This is a genomic window from Sorangiineae bacterium MSr12523, assembly GCA_037157775.1.
Lineage (GTDB): Bacteria > Myxococcota_A > Polyangia > Polyangiales > Polyangiaceae > Pendulispora > Pendulispora brunnea.
Genome location: CP089982.1, coordinates 6,431,030 through 6,451,906, shown reverse-complemented (window position 1 = coordinate 6,451,906; position 20,877 = coordinate 6,431,030). Strand labels below are relative to the sequence as shown.

General features: G+C 65.0%; 15 protein-coding genes. 8 read left to right on the top strand and 7 right to left on the bottom strand.

The window, feature by feature from the left end; genetic code table 11:
• Positions 1-18: 18 nt before the first annotated feature.
• From ggt to LZC95_24945, 3 genes are all read left to right on the top strand, one after another.
• Positions 19-1,884 carry a gamma-glutamyltransferase gene (ggt, locus tag LZC95_24955; protein ID WXB00053.1) on the top strand — a complete coding sequence of 622 codons (1,866 nt, stop codon included), beginning with the start codon at positions 19-21 and terminating at the stop codon, positions 1,882-1,884.
• Positions 1,884-3,743 (top strand): OPT/YSL family transporter, encoded by a 1,860-nt coding sequence (locus LZC95_24950; protein WXB00052.1) that lies wholly within the window; start codon positions 1,884-1,886, stop codon positions 3,741-3,743. Before ggt ends, LZC95_24950 begins: the two co-directional genes overlap by 1 nt.
• Positions 3,744-3,940: 197 nt before the next feature.
• Complete coding sequence (locus LZC95_24945; protein WXB00051.1) at positions 3,941-5,446, top strand: hypothetical protein; 1,506 nt, start codon at positions 3,941-3,943, stop codon at positions 5,444-5,446.
• Between the two features lie 9 nt (positions 5,447-5,455).
• Here LZC95_24945 and LZC95_24940 read toward each other — a convergent pair whose 3' ends face one another.
• Both LZC95_24940 and LZC95_24935 read right to left on the bottom strand, forming a co-directional pair.
• Complete coding sequence (locus LZC95_24940; GenBank protein WXB00050.1) at positions 5,456-6,583, bottom strand: hypothetical protein; 1,128 nt, start codon at positions 6,581-6,583, stop codon at positions 5,456-5,458.
• Between the two features lie 2 nt (positions 6,584-6,585).
• Complete coding sequence (locus LZC95_24935; protein WXB00049.1) at positions 6,586-7,644, bottom strand: hypothetical protein; 1,059 nt, start codon at positions 7,642-7,644, stop codon at positions 6,586-6,588.
• 114 nt (positions 7,645-7,758) lie between these two features.
• On the opposite strand from LZC95_24935, the gene panC reads away from it, so the two are divergent.
• Together panC and tmk are read left to right on the top strand one after the other, a co-directional pair.
• Entirely contained in the window at positions 7,759-8,730 is a 972-nt protein-coding gene (gene panC / locus LZC95_24930; protein ID WXB00048.1) for a pantoate--beta-alanine ligase, read from the top strand.
• Positions 8,727-9,392, top strand: coding sequence for a dTMP kinase (gene tmk, locus LZC95_24925; GenBank protein WXB00047.1), 666 nt, complete (start codon positions 8,727-8,729; stop codon positions 9,390-9,392). The genes panC and tmk overlap by 4 nt, the downstream gene beginning before the upstream one ends.
• On the opposite strand, the gene LZC95_24920 is transcribed toward tmk, so the two are convergent.
• The 4 genes from LZC95_24920 to LZC95_24905 form a co-directional block, all read right to left on the bottom strand.
• The gene (locus tag LZC95_24920; protein ID WXB00046.1) at positions 9,393-10,436 is read right to left on the bottom strand and encodes a hypothetical protein; all 1,044 of its coding nucleotides are present in this window, start codon (positions 10,434-10,436) and stop codon (positions 9,393-9,395) included.
• A gap of 39 nt (positions 10,437-10,475) precedes the next feature.
• The gene (locus LZC95_24915; protein ID WXB00045.1) at positions 10,476-11,474 is read right to left on the bottom strand and encodes a hypothetical protein; all 999 of its coding nucleotides are present in this window, start codon (positions 11,472-11,474) and stop codon (positions 10,476-10,478) included.
• Between the two features lie 178 nt (positions 11,475-11,652).
• Positions 11,653-12,705, bottom strand: a complete 1,053-nt coding sequence (locus LZC95_24910) for a hypothetical protein (GenBank protein ID WXB00044.1) — start codon at positions 12,703-12,705, stop codon at positions 11,653-11,655.
• A 9-nt stretch (positions 12,706-12,714) separates the two neighbouring features.
• Positions 12,715-15,270 carry an MFS transporter gene (locus LZC95_24905; GenBank protein ID WXB00043.1) on the bottom strand — a complete coding sequence of 852 codons (2,556 nt, stop codon included), beginning with the start codon at positions 15,268-15,270 and terminating at the stop codon, positions 12,715-12,717.
• Positions 15,271-15,452: 182 nt separating this feature from the next.
• Between LZC95_24905 and LZC95_24900 the strand changes: the two genes are divergently transcribed.
• On the top strand, positions 15,453-17,537 hold the full coding sequence (locus LZC95_24900) for a bifunctional serine/threonine-protein kinase/formylglycine-generating enzyme family protein (protein WXB00042.1): 2,085 nt from the start codon (positions 15,453-15,455) through the stop codon (positions 17,535-17,537).
• 16 nt (positions 17,538-17,553) lie between these two features.
• On the opposite strand, the gene LZC95_24895 is transcribed toward LZC95_24900, so the two are convergent.
• The gene (locus tag LZC95_24895) at positions 17,554-18,042 is read right to left on the bottom strand and encodes a hypothetical protein (GenBank protein ID WXB00041.1); all 489 of its coding nucleotides are present in this window, start codon (positions 18,040-18,042) and stop codon (positions 17,554-17,556) included.
• Between the two features lie 540 nt (positions 18,043-18,582).
• Here LZC95_24895 and LZC95_24890 point away from each other — a divergent pair.
• Both LZC95_24890 and LZC95_24885 read left to right on the top strand, forming a co-directional pair.
• Entirely contained in the window at positions 18,583-19,074 is a 492-nt protein-coding gene (locus tag LZC95_24890; GenBank protein WXB00040.1) for a GreA/GreB family elongation factor, read from the top strand.
• Between the two features lie 41 nt (positions 19,075-19,115).
• On the top strand, positions 19,116-20,870 hold the full coding sequence (locus LZC95_24885; GenBank protein WXB00039.1) for a hypothetical protein: 1,755 nt from the start codon (positions 19,116-19,118) through the stop codon (positions 20,868-20,870).
• The last annotated feature ends 7 nt before the right edge of the window (positions 20,871-20,877 follow it).

Below are 20,877 nucleotides of genomic sequence, written 5' to 3'. Positions count from 1 at the left end.
TATGCCTAACTTCGCGCAATGACGAAATGGCTTACCCTCTCGCTGATCCCGCTGGTGGCGCTCACTGGGTTCGTCGCGTGCGACGACTCCACGCAGGTCTCCGCCCCGCCCGATGGCGGCGCGCCCGATGCGGCGGCGTCGTTCGACGTGTTGGCCAACCCGCCCACGCCGGCGGCAACGGCCGTGGGGCGAGGTGGCGCGGCCGCCACGGTCGACGTGCGCGCGACCTTGGCTGCCATTGAAATTCTGAAGCGCGGTGGAAATGCCATTGACGCAAGCGTGGCCGCCGCCGCGGTTCTCGGCGTCACCGATCCGTTTTCGTGCGGCATCGGCGGGGGCGGCTTCATGGTCATCTACTTGGCCAAGGAAAACCGATTCGTCACCATCGATCATCGCGAAAAGGCGCCCAAGGCGCAGACGCCGTCGCTCTTTTATCCAGGCGGCCAGCGTCTCGATACGAACGAGATCATTGCCAGCGGCCTCTCCGTGGGCGTGCCCGGCACCCTGCGCGGTTGGGAAGAGGCCTTGCGGCGCTATGGAAAGAAGACGCTCGGGGAGGTGATGCAGCCCGGCATTTTCGTGGCGGAACACGGCTTCGTCGTCGACTCCACCTTCGTCGACCAGACGAAACGCAACCAGGCCCGGTTTCAACGCGTCTCCAGCGCGCGCAAACTGTACCTGACCGACGCGGGCGAGCCCCATGCCGTGGGCGACCTGTTCAAGAATCCCGAATTGGGCGCCACGTACCGCAAAATCGCCGAGGGTGGCACGCGCGTTTTCTACGAAGGGGAGGTGGGGCAGAAGATCGTGGACGCGGTGCGGCAGCCGCCCGAGGCCAACCCGCCGCTGCGCGCCGGCGTCATGACCATGGAGGACCTCGCGAATTACGATGCGCGCGTCCGACTTCCCGTGGAGAGCACGTACCGCGGGCACACGGTCATTGGCATGCCCGCACCGAGCAGCGGCGGCATGACCCTCGCGGAGACACTGAATATCCTGACGCCGTTCAGCGCGAACGGCGATCGCGAGCTGCACCTGCATCGGTACATCGAGGCATCGCGCCTCGCCTTCGCCGATCGCAATGCCTACGACGGCGATCCCGAGTACGTGGACGTGCCGATGCAAGGCATGCTCTCGATGGGCTTTGCCGATAGTCGTCGCGCGGTCATCACCGACAAGGCAGGTACCGGCAGCGCCAAGGCGGGAAATCCCTACGCCTTCCAGAGCGATCCCAGCCCCAGCGGCCCGCCGGCGCAGACGCCCGCGCTCGATACCTCGCCGGGCGGCGCCACGCGCGAGACGACGCACATCACGGTGACCGATTCCGAGGGCAACATCGTCTCGTACACGTTCACCATCGAATTCGAGGGCGGCAGCAGCATCGTCGTGCCGGGCCTCGGCTTCCTCCTGAACAACGAGCTCACCGACTTCGACATCCCGACGGATCCCAACGCCAAGGCTGCGAACATCCTCGAACCGGGCAAGCGCCCCCGCAGCAGCATGACCCCCACCTTGATCTTCAAGGACGGCAAGCCGCGCATCGCGGTGGGCAGCCCGGGCGGCAGCACGATCATCACCACGGTGGGGCAGACATTGATCAACTATTTCGATTTCAACATGCCCCTTGCGCAAGCTCTCGCGGAGCCGCGCGTCTCCGAGCGCAACATCGTGGTGACGCCGGGCACGGACACCAAGAGCACCGCCGAGCCTGCCTTCATCAACTCGGACATCGGTGCAGCGCTCAAAGCGCGCGGTCACCAATTCGTCGAAACGGCGGAGATCGGCGCGGCCACCGGCATCCAATTCAACGACGACGGCACGGTCACCGCGGTGGCCGAACCCGTCCGCCGGGGTGGTGGCAGCGCGATGGTAGTCTCACCCTGATGCCGTCACCGAAGCAGGAAGCGCAGAAGGAAGAGCAGAAGGAAGCGCAGAAGGAAGCGCAGGACCCGGAGCTGCGTTGGCTTCGTGAGGTCTATCAGCCGGGCGCGGTGCAGCTCACCGTGCGCGCGGTCATCACGGGGATGTTCCTCGGTGGCGTGATGTGCCTGTCGAACCTGTACGTCTTCTTGAAGACGGGCTGGAGCCTCGCCGTCACCGTCACCGCGTGCATCCTCGCGTTTGCGATTTATCGCCTTCTCGCGGCCATGCGCATCACCAAGCGTGAGTTCTCCGTGCTCGAGAACAACGCCATGGGGTCGGTGGCCTCGGCCGCGGGCTTCATGACCGGCGGCGGGAACATGTCCGCCGTGCCTGCTCTTCTTCTGCTCACGGGCATTCGCCCGGACAGCATCCCGCTGATGGTCTGGTTCGCGGTCATCGCGGCCATGGGCGTCTTCGTGGCCATTCCGCTCAAGCGACAACTCATCAACATCGACAAATTGGCCTTCCCGACGGGGACGGCGACCGCCGAGACGTTGAAGTCGTTGCACCACCACGGCGGTGCGACCAACAAAGCGCGTTACCTCATTCGCGCAGGCATGATTGGCGCGGTCATCGCGTTCTTTCGCGATGCAAAAACGCGCTGGCTCCCCTTCAATCTGCCGGCGCACTTTGGATTGCCCTTCAAGATAGGCGGCGTCCCCGCGGAGAAATGGACGCTCTCCCTCGACGGCAGCTTGATCCTCTTTGGCGCCGGCGCGCTCATGAGCTTCAAGACGGGTTGGTCGCTGCTGCTTGGCGCTATTTTGAATTACGGCGTGCTGGGCCCGGCCATGTACTCGCGGGGGGCCATCGAGAGCGTCGTCTACAGGAACATCGTGCAATTCACCTTGTGGCCGGCGGCGGCGCTGTTGGTCTCGAGCAACATGCTTTCCTTTGCATTCCAGTGGCGAAGCATCGCGCGCTCCTTCGGCAGCGTGGTCGCCCTGTTTCGCAAGCGCAAAGAAGGAGAAGTCGACCCGCTCGCCGATGTCGAGTGCCCCACGTGGTGGTTCCCCGTCGGGTTCCTCGCGCTGGCGCCCCTCGCGGTCGTTCTCATGATGTGGCTCTTTCAGGTGCCGCTTTGGGCCGCGCTCATCGCCTTGCCGCTGACGTTCGTCGTGGGCATCGTCGGATCGCGCGTCACGGGTGAAACGGACATTACGCCGACCAAAGCCATGGGGCCGATGACGCAGCTCATTTTCGGTGCGCTCTTGCCAGGCAACGTGGTGGCGAACGTCATGACGGCGAACGTGACCGCGGGCGTGGGGCTGCACAGCGCCGATCTGCTCACCGATTTGAAAAGCGGTTATTTGCTTGGCGCCAATCCGCGCAAGCAGCTTTTCGCGCAATTGTTCGGCGTGGTCGCCGGCGCTGCGGTGGTCGTTCCCGCGTACAACCTGCTGGTGCCCACGGCCGAAGTCATTGGCTCGACGCAGTTCCCCGCGCCCAGCGTCCTCGTATGGGCCGGCGTGTCACGGGCGCTCTCGCTGGGCATTGGCGGGCTTCATCCAATGGCGCGAACGGCGATTGGCGTGGCCTTCGCCCTCGGCATTGCCATCACCTTGCTCGAGCGCTGGGCGCCGAAGAGCCTCAAGCCGTACATCCCGTCGGCGTCCGGCGTGGGCATGGCCATGGTCGTTCCGGGCTCCAATTCGATCGCCATGTTCATTGGCGCGTCCATTGCGGAGTTCATGCGCCGGCGGCATCCGCGGGTCGCCGAACAGACGGTCGTGCCCATCAGCTCGGGGTTCATTGCAGGTGAAAGCTTGATGGGCATTGCCATCGCTATATTGATTGCCACCGGCGTCCTTTCCAAATAGCCTCCCGCTCGCCCACACGCCCGACTCTCGAACTCCAACCCAACACCCGATTGAGTCGTCCAGTCTCGGACCTGCATCGCCATCGAACAGCGGCAGCGGAACAATCCCGGCGAAGCCCGCCGCCGCGGTGCTCCTCGCATAGCTGAGATCCGAGAAGGTACGTTCAGTCGATCGTTACCCTCAGGGGAGGCATCACCATGAGCAGCCGATTCTCGTTGAAGACGATGAAGGCCGTAGTGCGCGTCGCGGCCGTGGTTCCTGCAGCTATTTTGCTGGCAAGTTGTTCTTCGGCGTCGACACCCGACACGGAATGGTCGACGAGCGCGGACGAATTGATCGCCCGCGCGCACGGCGCCCGCCGCCTCGTGACATTCCAGCTGACCGACTATCCGCGTCAGATGCAATTTTTGCAATCACGCGGATTGGACATCGCGGGTGTGGATTTGCCAGCATCGCAAGCAGATGTCATTTTGACTGATTATGAAGTCGAAGAACTGACGCAACAGGGCATGAGCGTCGTGCGTCACAAGCTCGCTGCAGAAGAGGAGTTGGCGCCGGACGCCGCCTACAAGACGCCGGCGGAAATCGATACGTTGATTCACCAATTCGCGTCGGCGCATCCCGCCATTGCCTCGGTCAAGTCGATTGGCAAATCCCGCGAGGGGCGCGACATCTGGGCCATCAAGATCACCAAAGACGTGGCGCAGCATTCGCCGAACAAGCCGGTCATCCTCTTCAATGGGATGCACCATGCACGCGAGGTGATGTCGCCCGAGGTGGCCCTCGACACCATCGAGCAGCTTCTCAACAAGTATGGGACGGACGCGAACATCACCCATTGGGTCGACGCGAACGAGATTTGGGTCGTTCCCATGCTCAACGTCGACGGCAACAACAAGGTGTGGAACACCGACAATTACTGGCGCAAGAACACGCGCGGCTGCCCCTCGAGCGGCTCGTGTCCGTCGGGCACCGGTGTCGACATCAATCGCAATTATCCGTACGCGTGGGGCTCGTGCAATGGCTCGTCGGGAAGCGCGAGCTCCGAGACCTACCGCGGGCCGAGCGCCGGTTCCGAGCCCGAGACCAATGTGCTCATGAACCACGTGGCGGCGACGCGTCCCGTGATTGACATCTCGTACCACTCGTACAGCGAATTGATCATCTATCCGTACGGGTGCGACGGCGTGCAGTCGCCCACGCGGGACATTCTGCGCGGCCTGGCCCAGTCCATGGCGGCCAAGCTGCCGTCCGACAGTGGAAGTGGCAATTACCGATACGGCACCTCGTGGGAGACGCTCTATGCCGTCGACGGCGGGGACATCGACTGGATGCACAACAAGTACTCGGTGGCGGCCTACGTCATCGAGGTCAATCGCTCCGCCCAGGGCTTCCAGCCGTCGTACGCCACCTGGCGCGATCGCACGGTCACCAAGCTGCGCGGCGCCTGGCAGGTTGCCCTCGCACGCCTCGACGGCAGCGGTTTGCGCGGCGTCGTCCCCGCCGGTGTCTCGGGCGCCACGGTCACCGTGACGCGCTCCGGCACGGCCACGCAGAGCCGCCCCGTCAATCCTGACGGATCGTTCCACGTCTTGGTCCTCCCCGGCACGTACCACGTGAGCGTGGCCGCACCGGGGAAGACGACCTGGGAGAAGGACGTCACCGTCGCCGATACTCGGGTGAACCTCAGCGTCCAGTTCTGAATCGTGCAATCACGGACGGGGAAGCGGAGGTCCACACGTGGCCTGCGTTTTCCCGTCTGCGGTCTGCTGCTTGGTGCACTTGCCCAAGCCGTGGTTGGCGCAATCGATGGCCCCCAACTTGGCGCCTCGGATGCACGCGACCAACTTTTCTCCATCGCAGTCGTCGGGGCACGCCGCGGTGCGATTTCCGCAGGCGCGCGAAACATCGAACGCGTCGCCAACATCGGCGGGTGTCGTCGTGCAGGCCAGGCCCATGTGCTCGCATTGGACGGTCTCCCAGATGCCCGTCGGGCAACCTCGGGCGGTGCCCCCCGCGCACACGACTTGCCCCGAGGGGGGGCACGCCTCGCCAGCGCTTGCATCCGGTTCCGGAGCGCCGCCATCGGGAAGTGGGGGGGCGCTGAGCTTGCACGCGGGCCCCGCATCCGAAGCGACCATGCAGGCTTCACCACCGAAGTTCGCGCAATCGACCCCGTGATCTTGCGGCATGCCGCCGTCCGAGCACGTGTGCAGTCGCGTGGTGTCGCATCCGGGGCTGGCACAGGCGCCGTTGCTCGAGCCGGCGCAGACCACCTTGTTCCCGGGAAGGACTGCGCAGGTCTGTCCCGTGGCCACGCACGGATCGAACTCCGCTTGCGGGCTGTGTGCGCGGCATTGGGCGCGCAAGGGACCCTCGCAGGTGACGTAGTCCGTGTCCCGCTGTTGGCATCCCGTCGGCGGCGACGAACCGTCGTCGAGCTTGAAGCACTCTGCGACATCGTTTTCCTTCGTCGGGTCTTGCGCGACACACGTCTTGGCGCGCCAGAGGCAATCCCAAAACGCCCGCGTCTTCCCCTTCACCGGGCGGTTCGGGGCGACCTGGCAGTCGTACGCCATGATCGCGCGCCGCATGCACTCGCCGAGCGCATTGGGGGCGTCGGCCGCGAAGCCTTTCTGGCAGGACAGGAGCATCGTGCAGGCGTGCTCGGCGCGCAAGGCGGCCGTTCCTTGATCCCACTCGCAGAAATTGATCGGTTTGTCGTCGCGTTTCGACACCTCGCTGAAGTCCGTGCTGTGAAACAGATCGCCGCAGCCCCAGATGGCGCCAATGAAGACCGTGGTCAATGCGGTGGAGAAAATCACGGAAGAACGACGCACGATCAAAAGCTCCCTTCGAGTCGCATGCCTTGCCCCCACGGAACGAGTCGCACGTAGCGCGCGCCGTTTGCGGGCGCGGTGAGTGCGGTCCCCGTACCACTCGACGCCGGCGCGGGGCGGGTCCACAGATAAATCGCCAAGCCACCGAGGGCGGCGCCCGCCGCCCATCCCGTGATGGCCAGCGCATCGAACGTGCGAATCGTGCTGCGCGAATCGGTGCACGGATCGCCGCCACGCGCCTCACACTTGCTTCGCGCATCGTCGGCCTTGTTGCCGGCCAAGATGTACGAGCCGAACCCGAGGCCCACGAGCGCCACGGCACCGACCGTGGTCGCGATGGGTAGGGCGAGATTGCGCCCTTCGGGGGCGGCTTGTTGCGGGGGCGTCTCCTTCGGTGCCTGCGGCGGCGTGGTCGTTGCGGCCGGTGGCGGAACGGCTACCGCGGCCGGCGGCTGCTGAGTCACCGGCAGCAGCGGAGGCTCCACCGTCGTGATCTCGCGCTCCACGACCTTGATGGTCTTCGCGTAGGGCTGCCGGCCCGGTGCGTGGACCTCCAACGCGTGCGCGCCCGGCTCCAGGCTGGTCACGTAGCCCGTCTCGCTCGAGGCAATGGGCTTCTTGTCGACGAGCACCTCTGCGTCGTTGACCCCCGCGGGGATCACCACCCTCAGCGTGGGAATGCGCTGTTTCAACTGGGCGAGTGCCTCCGTGGAGGCATCCAGCACGTCCTTCATGCTGTCGGCGCGTGCCTGCTCCTGCGCCCCCGTGTAGTCGGCCTGTGCATCGAGCAGCCGCCCGAGGTTCTCCTCGCAAAGTGCGATGCGAAAACGCACGCCGGCCGTCATCTTGATGGCGCTGACACGCTGGTACTTGTCCAAGGCTTGGGCCCACTGGCCCGCTTCTTGGTCCTTCTCCGCCTTGGCAAACAGATCCCGCGCGGTGCGGATGTCAGCCTGCGAGGGGCCGTTCGATCGTTGCGCGAAGGCGCAGGTCGGGGTCGCGAGCTGCAGCGCGAGCGAGGACGCTGCAGCAACGGCGACGAGCCATCGAGCTCGAATCATGTGGAAAACGCCTCCTCGAAATTCGTCGGAAAGGGAAAATTACAGTCAGAAAGCCTGGGCGAACACACGTGATACGGGCGGCGGGCGGCGAACCGTACTACGGTCTCACGTCCAATGGCATCGCCACTCCCTCGCGTTTCCCGCGTTTCCCCGGTCATTGCAAAAACCCCCGCCGAATTTCGAGCGGCCTGCGAGGCTGCCCGTCGGTCCGGCGCCAATGTAGGGTTTGTGCCTACCATGGGTGCTCTCCACGCAGGGCACCTGGCCCTGGTGGCAAAGGCTCGTGAGCTCGTCGGCTCCAAGCACACCGAAGGGCATACTGAAGGCCATATTGAAGGCCAGGGGGCAGCGCCTCCCTTCATCGTCGTGTCCATTTTCGTCAACCCAACACAGTTCGGCCCAAACGAAGACTTCGTTGCCTATCCGCGTGATTTTCTGAGCGACGTCGAAAAATTGTCCGGTTTGGGCGTCGATCTCGTGTTCGCCCCCGAGGCCACGGCGATGTATCCGGAGGGCGAGCAGACCCGCGTTCGCGTGCAGCGCTTGACCGAACCGCTTTGCGGGGCCTTCCGTCCGGGGCACTTCGAGGGTGTGACCACCGTCGTTGCGAAGCTGTTCGCGCTCTCCGGCCCATGCGTCGCGGTGTTCGGCAAGAAGGACTACCAGCAGCTCGCCGTCCTGAAAAAAATGGTGCGCGATCTCTTTCTTCCCATCGAGCTCGTGGGCCACCCCATCGTGCGCGAGGTCGACGGTCTGGCCCTGAGCTCCCGCAACGCGTACCTGTCGAGCACCGAACGCGAGCGAGCGCTCGGCCTGTCCCGAGGGCTCCGCGCCGCGTGGAACGCCTTCGAAGGCGGTGAGCGCAACGCGGCGGTGCTGCGCGAGCATGCCCACCGCGAGGTGCAGGCGGTGGCCGATCGCATCGACTACGTCGAGGTGGTCGACCCCGACGAGCTGTCGGCCTTCGAGTCGCCCATCGCACGAAAGGGGAGGGCGCTGCTGGCCATTGCCTGTCACGTTGGAAGGACGCGTCTCATCGACAACGTCGTGCTGGGCGAGGACCCGCTTCCGGGGGCAACATCATGAGCGCCATCGCAGGTCATTTCGTCGTTCTCGAGGGCATCGACGGTGCCGGCACCACCACGCAAACGGCGAAGCTCGCCGAGGCGCTGCGCCGGGAGGGCCGTCGTGTGCGCGCAACCCGTGAGCCGAGCGACGGGCCCATCGGAGCCTTCATCCGCCAAGTGCTCACCGGACGCATCGTGGCGCCGCCCACCGCCCCCGGCGAGCCGCCGTCCGCCCCGGGGTGGGAGACGATGGCCCTTCTATTCGCGGCCGACCGCATGGATCACGTCCAGTCGGAAATTCTGCCGTTCATCGCCCAGGGAGGCATCGTCATCTCGGATCGCTACGATGCCTCGAGCCTCGCGTACCAGAGCGTGACCAGTGGCCATGCCACGGACGATCCTCTCTCGTGGATCCGTTCGTTGAACCGCTACGCGCGTCGCCCGGACCTGACCATCGTGCTCGACATTGCTCCGGACAGCGCTGCCGAGCGCCGGGCCCACCGCGGTGAGGCGGCCCAGCTCTACGAGCAAAACGAAGTGCAGCGCGCCTTGGCGGCATTTTACAAGAACATCACGCGCTATCTGCCCAACGACCGCGTTGCCACCGTCGATGCCGAGGCCGATCTGGAGACCGTGCACGCCCGCGTTCTCGACGCGTACCGAGCCGCGTTCGCGTCGTAATCAAAAGGCGAACGACGCACTCACGCCGCTGCCGTGCTGCCCGGCCAGCGGCGTGATGCGCACGTCGCGAATGCCCTCCGTCTTCGTGGAAGGCTCACTTTTCGCCGTCGCGAGGAGGTAGATCCCCACGCCGAGTGCGGCGATGCCCGCGCCGCCGGCAATGAAGCCGATGGTTCGATTCGTCGAGGCGTCGTCGCGATCGCGGAGGCTCGCCTCCCGCTGGCGCTGCTCGTTGATGTTGCCCGGCGGAAACCTCTTTGCGGTGGCCTCCTCGTCGTCGGCCTGATTTTCCAGCAGCACCGACCGCACGCCCAAGACGATGCCGGTCCCCAATGCAAGGACGCCGGCGCCTCCCACGATGAGACCTGCGTTGCGCCGGCCATGGGCGGCGCCGCGGTCATGCGGCACGGACGCGACGGACGCGATGGGTCGGGGCTCGTTCACCACGACCAGCGGCGCGTCCTCGAGCGAGGGGATCTCCACGTGCGACGTCCCTGCATCCGGGGGCGTCGTCATCACGTGCTCCCACGTCCGCGTGGGCGTCGACACGGTCACGCGATGTTCGCCCGGATCGATGGGAAGGGGTGTGCCCAAAGCCGCATTGCCCAATGTTTGCTTATCGAGCTTCACCTCCATTTGGGCGGATGGCTTTTTGACGACGAAGACCACCATGTGAAGCTTGTCCTTCAACTGGTCGGCCTGTTGGTGGGCAAACTTCGCACGATCGGTTTGGCCTTTTTGCTCGGCCTGCTCGGCGGCTTGGATGAACTCCGCCCAGGCGGTCGCCTTTTTGCCTTCGAGCTGATGGCAATTGGCCAAATTGAGCAAGGTGCCCGTTGCAGGTTCGAGGCGCTGGCTTTCTGCGAACTTGATGCACGCTTCCGATACGCGCTTCGCATTCAACAGGCGCTTCGCTTCCAAGAAGAGCGCTTCGGCCATGGCAGACGAGCCCGACGAGCCCGACGAGCCCGACGAGCCTTGCGCGGCGGCCGGTCTTGCCGCCAGCAGCGCGGCCGCGACGACGAAGGTCGCACAGCATTTCATGGCGCCATGCTAGGCGAGGCGAACGGAATTTTCGACGGCTCAACGAGCCAATGATTGCGAAAGCTGCCCTTCGGCGAGCTTGCGTGCGGCCTCCGCCAGCGCCTTCTCCCGCTTCATCGCCTTGTCGTCGGCTGCCGGATTGATGGGCGCCGGTGTCTTGTCGGCAACGGGGGGAGCCGCTTGCGGGACACGCGCCTCGGTACGCGGCGCCTCGGGGCGCGAAGTCTCCGGGCGTGACACCTCCGGGCGCGCGGCCTTCGGCGGCGTGGTCACTTTGGTGTCCTTCGTTTTCTCTTTGCTGGTAGCCGGGGTGGCCGCCGGCTTTTTGGTCTTCTCGATCTTCTTCACCGGTGGCGGCACGCTCGCCGGCGCGGAGGACGAGGCCGCGGGCGGGGCCGACGAAGCCACCGGCGCAATGGACACGGTCAACGGCAGCGGGGCAGGGGGACCCATCGACGCCGGCTCCACGGAAGCGCGTGGCGGCGCATCGACGGCGCTTTCCAAGTCGCGAAACACGATGTCCTCGCCATAAATGAAAATGGCGATCAGCGTTCCAAATAGAATGCCCAATGCCACCGCGGCGGGAATTCGCACCACCCACGCGAGCCACGTTGCGTTCTTTTTCGACACGGCGCGAACGACCCCCGATCGATCCGGTGGCTTCTCGCGAATGGTCGGCGCGTTCGTCGTCAAAGCGTGGTTCAGTTTGGATAGCGCCGCCGACGCGGTGAGATCGGGACGCACGCGCGTGGGGATATCGATCTCGCTCCGCCGCGCGGCGCGTTTCCTTCGCAGCTGTCGAACCTGCGGAAACGCCGCATCGAGCAGCGCCTCCACGGCATGAAAAGACAGCAGCCGCGGCCGCATGGGTAAAGTTTCGGCCTCTTCGGTCCAATCCGCGTCCGGCCGATCGGGATCGTGGAAGATCAACGCGGAAGAGTCACACGAGCGCTTCGGATAGGGCGCTCGAGGGCGATGTTCGATGGGATCGTCTTCTTCTGTCAGGATGCTGGCACGACTATCGGGTGCGGAAATCACAGTTCCCTCCGTGCAGTGACCGAGCCAATCGCTCCAATCGAAAAGTTACGTTTGCAACAACCAAATAGTGCTTTGCCCGATAGCTATTCCGTTCATGGGGAAGCGTCCACTCATTGCACGCACGGGAAGCCATGGAGGTCGAGCGATCCATTGGAGGACGCTCCGCACCTTGTGTGCGTCATCGAGCGCTGCGCACCGATTCGGGAGGTGCCTCGAAGAGCGAGGAGGACGCGTGGGGCACCGAGATGGGGGCTCCGTCGACGACGAAGGAAATCGTCGGGGCGGCGCCTGCCTGCCGCATCTGCTCCAGCCGCGCGCGCCCGAGGCGTTCGAACACGTTCATCGCCGCCGAGGCGAAGGCCCCGAGGCATTCCATGGTCATGTCGAAGTGATCTTCGAGCGCATCGTAAAAGTCGTCCAAATCGATCCTCAGGATCACCAGCTCCTTTTCCGCATAGGCGTCGTAGAAGCGAGGGCGATGTGCGAGCAACTCGAGAAGACCGGGCGGCGAAAGAGGACCGAACGTGATCTCACCGCTCCGTTTCAAGAGCGTGTTGTTCCGGGTGAGGATCGACCCAGCGAGGATGACGCCGCCCCAGGTCTCCGCGTCCCCGGCCGTCCAGATGCGCTCACCCGCCGCGAAGTGCACGATTCTCGTAGTCCGGCAAAGCGCGGCCAGCCCGTCCACGCTGGCACGCTCGAAAAGTGCAACGTGCCGCAAAATGAGAATCTGGTCCACCACATCGGGGTTCGTGGGAATGGGCGGCGGATTGGGTGGCGTTGTCAGATCGCGCAGAGGTATCTCGAGCCAGTACTCGCTGAGAAAATGCATGAGAATGCGCGTGAGGCCGCGAAACGTATGAACGACGACATCGAAATAGTCTTCCAGAATACCTCGTAGCGCCAACGTCGATATCTCCAGCATCACGCTGTCGGAGGTGGTGCGCAGCGACTGGTGCGAGCGGCCGGCGAAGAACTCGAACACACCGAGTACGGCGTGCATCGGCATGGTCCATGACTCGCCGCTCTGCAGAAAGCCCTGCACGTTGCCCTCCACCACGATGCGAAGCTGACCGATGGTGTCGCCCTCGCGCTGAAAGACGGTGTCGGCCGGCACGAAGATTTCCTGCATGTGCTCGGAGAGCAACGCCAGGCGCTCCTGGGGCAAGTCGCCAAAGAGCGGCACCGTACGAAGGAAGAGAAGGCGATCGATGCGGTCGACGAAGTGCATGGTCCCGTGTCAGCTGGCCTGGGCTGCCTGCAAGCGTGCGGCATAGTGGGCGGCGATGGACCGCACGGTGCGATCGCTGCCGCGGACCATTTCGTCCAGCAGGGCGGCGAGGCCGCTGTCGCCGATGGGCACGCGGACGAGGGAACGCCGCGACTCGACCGAAGCGCGCATCGCATCGAGCAAGGGCACGAGGCTCCCGCGGAGTGGCTCGTCCACGACATTTTCCACGAGCTCGCGCGCGCTGTCGTGCATGCGCGCGTTCTTGCTCTTGAGCGCCGCGACGACTTGCTCCCAGTCTTCTCCTGGATTGGTGAGCCCGATCAGGCGGAAAATGCGCTCGAGCGCGTGCACCACCTGCTCGATGAGCAAGGTGGCGAGCAGCTCGTGCTCGGCCTTCAATCCGTCGTCGGACGTGGTCGCGTCCATGAGGCTCTCGTACCACGCCAGCGTCAGGTGGGCCTGCCCCAGGTTGCGCTCGAACAGCGGCATCAGCCGCGGAATGTCGACGTCGACTTTGGCGCCATTGGCGACCAGGCGACCGAGGCCGCGAAGCGCTTTGTAGCGAACGGTCCCATCGGGGTGCGTTTCGAGGACGCGCAGCAGAATGGGCATCGCCCGATCGGGCTCGAACCGGCTGATGGATCGCGGCACGTGCACGAGCACCTCGCGCGCCATGTTCGGGTTCTCGAGCGCGGCCTGGAGCGCCTCGAGCGCCTGCGTCTTCGCGGCAACCAGCGCCCGCCGCGCCGGCTCCCGCGTGCGGTGGTGCTCCAGCATGGAGATGAGCGCGGGCATCGCCTCCGGTGCCGGATCGGTCTCCAGCGCGCGGGCGATGGCCGCCTTGATTTCGAGATCGCCGCATTGAGCAAGCGGCAGGGCGGCGAGCAGCAGCGGACGCGCGCGGGTCGTGGACAGCGCCGTCAGAATGGCCCCCTGCGCGCGCACATCACCGCCTTCCGCGAAGATGGTCTTCACCCACGCGATGTCCTCTTCGTTCTGCAGTCCGCGCCCCCAGAGCTCCACCATGGCCGTTGCGCGCACTCCGGTATCGGGATCGCGCAATTGCGCGCGCACTCGCTCGGCATCGAAAGCGAGCGCCGCCGCCGCATGCACCGCGCGCACCCGGATGTCGGGGTTCTCGTGGTTGACCAAGCGCCAGGCAAAGGTGCCCGCATCGCGCCGGTTGGCCGCGATGAAGATCTCGAACGCGCGGATCACCACGCGCGCGCTCGGATGGTACAAAATGAGCGTAGGTATGAGCGGCACCTTGTTCCGGTCGGCAAGGACTTCCATCGCCGTGATGACCTCGTTGTCGTCGGCGCTGCTCAACGCACCCACGAGAACCTCGACGCTCGTCAGATCGAGGGGAGGCAGCTTCACGCGCGTCGTGATGGAGCCCTCTTCCACCATGGCGCGAAAAAGCTCCACGTGGGGTGCGCGCAGTCGCTGCACGAGGTAGATCCAGATGGCCGACCCCACCGCAAGCACCGCGGTCAGGACGCGGAGCGGGATTTGCGTGGGCAGGAGCAAGATCGCCACCGAGGCCAAGGCCTGCCCTCCGCGTTGGGTGACCACGTCCATCAGGGTTTTCGCGCGGGTGCGAATCGACTCTTTCACCGGCACGAAGAGCAGCTCCACGGCCGTGCGGTGCAGCGAAAATCGCAAGGTGCCGTCCACGAGGCGCATGGCCACCGACAGGGCCACCGCAGGCCCGAGCGTGCCGCCCACCGCGCCGGCGAGCAAAAGCACGGGAAACACGGTGAGCGAGCCCACCGCACCGTGCGTGCGGATGATGCGGGGAACGAGAAAGCTCTGACCGATCGCACTGCACACATTCGTGGCCAACGCCACGCTGGCCAGCGTCCCGCCCAAATTTTCCGGGGGCACGCGCGCGACGAGGCCCCGCTTGAAGACGTAGTCGAGCAGGGTGAGCGTGATGGTCGCGGTGAGCGCCATCGCCCCGATGCGCCGCAGGTACATGTTGTCGAACACGTCGCGAAACAGCGCCGGCTGCACGGCCTTTTGGCTGGTCTGCGTCTCCGGCTCGGGCGCCACGGCAGCCGCCGCGCGCGTTGCCGAAAGGACCGAGAGAATGCCCGCCCCCGCGAACGTCGCCGCCGAGAGAAAAAGCAGCGCGCGGGCGGGCGCGACCAAAAAGAGCCCCCGCGCGAGCGCTGCGCCGGAGACCCCGCCGAGAATTCCGCCCAGATTGATACGGGCGTACACGCGCTTGGCCTCGCCCATGGTGAAAAGGCGCGCCATCGTCGACCAAAATTGGGTGACCGCGGTGGCCCCTACGAGCCCCGACCACAGGTACAGCGCGTAATAGAATCCACGCACCGATCCGGAGGCGAAAACCCCGAAGACCGCGGTGCCGAGCGCCGCCGCACCAAGGCCTGCCCCGAGCCACGCCCGCTTGGCCTCCGACTTGCTCTCCGACCTGCCGCCGCTCCGGGGAAACACCACCAGGACCACCGAGAGCGCAGCGATGGCCATGTACATCCACGGCAAATGCCGAAGCGGAACTTTTTCGAGAAAGAGCGTGTCGCGCGCCGTTTCCAGCATGGTATGCGCGGCGAGAATCGCCCCGAGGGTGATGGCCGATCGATTGACCAGACCCCAAAATGGAGCCGGGCCAGAATGCCGAGATTTCGTGGATTGACTATCGCCGAGGCCGGAACCCATGAAGGACATCGCAATCTAACGCGAGATGTTGCGTTATGTGGCGCGCATCTGGGAGCATGGCGATGACGATGACCCGGCCCAGCGACCCGCTCCACCTCACGGGACAAGTGGTGGCGGAGAAATATCGGATCGAAGAAGCCGTCGGCGAGGGCGGCTTTGCCATCGTCTACCGGGCGATCCACACGATTTGGAACAAGCCGGTTGCCATCAAGTTCTTCCACGGCCTTGCCGCCTCCCGGCTCGACCAGCGCGAGCTGTTCATGCAGGCCTTCGTGCAAGAGGGCGCGCTCCTCACGGAGCTGAGCAGCCAAACCGCGAGCATCGTGCAAGCGCGCGATATCGGAACGTACATTTCGCCGCAGGGCCACTGGGTGCCGTTCATGGTGCTCGAATGGCTCGACGGACTGTCGCTCGACGATGTGCTGCTGCGCGAGCGCGAGGTGGGCATGCCTCCGTGGACGATCGCGGAGATGATGGGCGTGCTCACGCCCGTGGCCAACGCCCTGGACATCGCGCACATGCGCGGCATCGCGCACCGCGACATCAAGCCGGCCAACCTGTTCGTGGTGGGGGCCGAGCCACGCAGCGGTCGCGCGACCATCAAGGTGCTCGACTTCGGCGTCGCCAAGATGATGGCCGACAACACGCAGCTGCAGGCTGCGTTGGCCAAGACGGGGGCGAGCGTCAAGTCGTTCAGCCCCGCATACGGAGCGCCCGAGCAATTCAGCCGAACCTACGGTGCTACGGGCCCCTGGACCGACGTGTTCGCGCTCGCGTTGGTGGGCCTCGAAATGCTGCGCGGGGCGCCCGTTCTCGAGGGCGACGATCTCGTGCAGCTCGCCATGACCTCCTCCGACGTGAAGCGGCGTCCGACGCCGCGCACCTTGGGCATTCCCGTGTCGGATGCCGTCGAGCAGGTGTTCTCGAAGGCGCTGGCCGTTCAGCCGACGGAGCGTTACGCCCGCGCGGGCGAGTTCCTCGACGCGCTCGTGATGGCGACACGCGGGCCGTCGGCGTACGCGTTGCCCGATGATCCGAGCCTTCGCGCGACGGTCGCGTCCGTACCGACGCCGCTGCCCGTGGCTCCTCTGCCTCCGTTGCCTCCTCTGCCGCACGTCTCGACGGGATCGGGCGCGGTGCTCGTCTCGCAGACCCCGGGGCCGATCCCCGCACCGACGCCCGCGTCGAAGAGCAAGTTGGGGCTCCTGCTCGGTGCGGGCGCGGCCGTCGTCGGTGCCGGTGCGCTCACGGCGTTTTTCACCCTGGGGCAAAAGCCCGCGCGCTCCGAGCCGCCCGTGTCGAGTGCTTCGGTGCCCGCCGTTCCTGCGCCGGCACCGGCGCCCGAACCCGTGTGTCCGGCCAACATGGCGAAGATCCCTGCGGGCCAGTTCTTCATGGGCTCGGACCGCAAGGATGCGCAAGCGAACGAAAAGCCATCGCACAACGTCAAACTCGGTGCATTCTGCATGGATCTCTACGAGGTGACGGCGAAGGATTACAAAGCCTGTTCGGATGTTGGCAAATGCCGCCGGGCCTCCGCCGAGGTCGATTGGCCGGACATCACCCGCGCGGACAAAAAGCTCTACGCGTCGTTGTGCACCATCGCCGATCCCGCGAAGGGCGATCACCCGATCAACTGCATCGGCTGGGAGATGGCGGCGACCTATTGCAAGGCGCAGGACAAGCGCCTACCCACCGAGGCCGAGTGGGAATACATGGCGCGCGGCCCCGATGGACGCATGTACCCGTGGGGCGACGAAGAGCCCACCGCCGGGCACTTGAACGCGTGCGGATCGGAATGCGTGGCGTGGGGCAAGTCCCACGGCGTTGCCTTGGAGCCGCTTTACCGCGCCGACGACGGCTACGCCACCACGGCCCCCGTTGGGAAATTCCCCGCCGGCAATTCGCGATTCGGTCCCTTCGACGTGGTGGGCAACGTCTGGGAATGGACCGCCGACTGGTACGGCGACTACAAAGCGGACGATCTCGAAAACCCGACGGGTCCCGCATCCGGCGAAAAGAAGGTGATCCGAGGCGGCGCCTTCAATGGCAGTTTCGCCAGCTGGCTCATTCCCTCTTTCCGCTACGCGCAAGACCCCAAGGCCCAGAGCCACGGCATCGGCTTCCGCTGCGCGAAGGCTCTGTAGACCGAGTTCTTTCGAGTCAGATCTGAAGGAGGCGAACCACCAAGGTGCACGTGTGCGCCGCCTTGGACGGGCCGTCGATGTACTCGACGGAGTAGCGCTTTTTATCGGCGGCGCGGTGACGGCAGAAGCCCTCGATAAGACCCCATTCGAAATTGCGCGGGTAGGGCGTCTCACATCGAACTTCGATGGTGCCATCCTCCAGCCGCGTCGAAAGGTAGTGGCCAACGTCGCCGCGGTGATTCTGATAATAAATGCCGTCCAGATTCATCAGGATCACTTCCGTGTCCTGGCCTAGAGGAATGTCCGCCGCCGCCACCACATTCCGCCCGACATCGCGAAGCTTGGCGGGGCCGACGACATTTTGAATGTCCTCCAGCGCGTTCAACCAATTCTGAACACGAATGAAATTGTCCGGACGCATATCCGAAATACGAAGATCGTGTTTCTCGACGATGCGACGGCCGAGACCTGGCACGAGCTTGAACGCATCCAAGGTGGCTCGCACGTTTGCGGCTCGTACCATCGCGCTCGGATCGCTGCAGTGAAACTCCATCACAATCTCCCCCCCAGCCTAGAAGCGGAAGAGGCGGAGCCTTCAAGAGTACCACAACCGCACCAGCACAAGCCCAACCACAATCGTGGTGTCCGCTGAATTTCTCGTGTCATGCAGTCCGCACCGAGGCTCCCCTCATGGGAGCGCGCCGTAAGTGACAGGTGAAAGGTGACAGGCAAGTCGAACGTGAACTTCATTCCTACAGAAGCGCGTATCGAAAGATGAGGTGGGTGCAAATCTCCAGCGCATTCTTACCGCGGTCGATGGCGCGTGCATATGGGCTGGCGGTCTCCATCGTAAAAAGGTGACCACCATTCCGAGAAAAGCCAGAGCCACCGGCACGATCGCTCCATCAAGAACGTAATGGCCGATACGTGCAAGATTGAACATCACCGTTGCGCGCGTGACGCACTGATGGGCTTCCCAGCGAGCGCAGGTGGTACCGGTTTGTACCATTCGAGGGGCATGCCAACGTGTAAGCTCGCTCGTGACATGGCTGCCAGCAAACGCAAAGCAAAGTTGCTCGAATCTCTCCGCGCGGAGCTCACGAAGGAACTCGAGGCCACCCGGCAACGGGCGCACGATGCGGCCGTGGCAGCCACCCACGAGGAGAATCGCCCCGAGAACGACAAGGACATGCGCTCCACCGTGGATTCGTACGTGGCGCGCGGACAGGTCGAGCGGCTGCGCGAAATCGAACAGGCGCTCGCGCGCCTGGCCAGCATGCCGGTTCGCGATTTGGCTCCCGGCGACGCCATCGTCGTCTCGGCCATCGTAAAAATCCGCCACGATGCCACGGAGACGCTCTATTTCGTGGTGCCCGCGGCGGGTGGCATGCGCCTTCACGAGGGCAAGATCGAGGTGCACACCCTGGCCACGACGAGTCCTCTCGGCGCGGCCATTCTCGGCCTTTCCGAGGGGGACGAGGCCGAAGTCGTGACGCCGCAGCAGACGCGCACGTTCGAGATTTTGCATGTGAGCTAGCTCTTTCGCTCCGCCGACCAAAGGGATAAGACGGGCGGATCATGCTGCGTCACCTCGTTGCGACTTCCTCTTTGGTGTTTCTCGCCTCCGCGTGTGGTTCCTCCTCCTCGGCGCCATCCGAGACGCCGCCCGTCCCCAGCGCCTCGCTGCCCACGCCGCCGGCGTCGCTGGTCTCGGGCGCAGGCGACACATCGGGAGCGTCGGGCTCGACCCCGAAAAAGGGGGCGCCCTCGGTCGCGGAGCGCGTGAAGCAGTTCGCACCGGTGAAGCTCACGGCGGATGTCTCGAAGTTGCCGCCCTCGGAGAAGGCCGCGCTGGACAAGTTGATCGCGGCCGCCAAGCTGATCGACCCGCTTTTCGCGCGCCAGGCCTACCGCGACAACGTCAACGTGCGCGCCAAGCTGGTGACCGACACGTCGCCCGAGGGAAAGGCGAAGCTCGAGTATTTCGATATCATGCGCGGGCCTTGGGACCGGCAAGATCACTTCAAACCGTTCGCCATCGATCGCGAGCGGCCGAAGGGCGCGGGCTTCTACCCCGAGGATCTGACCGCGGATGACTTCCGCGCGTACGTGGCTGCGCACCCCGCCGAAAAGGCGAAGCTCGAGGCCGAGCGCACGGTCATCTCGCGTGAAGGTGACAAGCTCGTGGCGACGCCGTACTCGGAGGCCTACGCGGAATGGTTGAAGCCTGCAGCCGGGCTTCTTCTGGAGGCGGCGAAGCTCACGTCGGACAAGACGCTGAAGACGTTCCTCACGACGCGCGCGGCCGCGTTTTCGTCCAACGACTACTACGCCTCGGACAAGGCCTGGATGGATCTCGACGGTCTCGTGGAAATCACCATTGGCCCGTACGAGACGTACGAGGACGATCTGCTCGGGCGCAAGGCCTCCTACGAGGCATTCGTGACGGTGGCCGATCCGGCTGCATCGGCCAAGCTCGCGCGGTACAAGAAGCTGCTGCCCGCGATGGAAGCGCACCTGCCCATCCCGAAGGAGGTGCAGACCAAGCGCGGTGCGGCCAGCCCGATCCGCGTGGTCGACCTGGTGTTTACCGCGGGCGACGCGCGCAAGTCGGTGCAGACCATCGCCTTCAACCTGCCGAACGACGAGCGCGTTCGCAAAGAGAAGGGCGCCAAGAAGGTCATGCTGCGCAACCTCATCGAGAAGAAGTTCGACGTCATTTTGCGCCCCATCGCCGAGCGCGTTCTCGTGCCTGCGCAACTCGAGAACCTCTCGGCGGAGGCCTTCTTCGACGAGGTGCTCTTCCACGAGCTTTCGCACTCGTTGGGCCCCGCCTTCGTCAATGCGAACGGCAAAAAGACCGAGGTGCGCGTCGTGCTGGGGGCGAGCTACTCGGCCGTCGAAGAGGCCAAGGCCGACGTCATGGGCGCGTACAACATTCTCTACATGATCGAACGCGGCGAGCTTCCCAAGGAGCTGCACGACAAGTTGCTCGTGTCGTACTTCGCGGGCCTGCTGCGCGGTGTTCGCTTCGGCGTGGCCGAGGCCCACGGGCAGGGGAACGCGCTCCAGATCAACCGCTACCTCGAGGAGGGCGCCGTCTCCTTCGACGATGCGAGCGGCCGCTTTTCCATCGACCTTCCCAAGTTGGAAGCGTCGATTGGAAAGCTCGTCCACGACTTGTGCATGCTGCAAGCCACCGGCGACAAGGCCGGCGTCGACGCCGCGCTGGCAAAGTACGGCGTCGAGAGCGCGCCCATCGCCAAGGCCACCTCGGGCCTCACGGGAATTCCCGTGGACGTAACCCCGAGCTACCCGCTGGCGGGAGAGTAATCCTCGG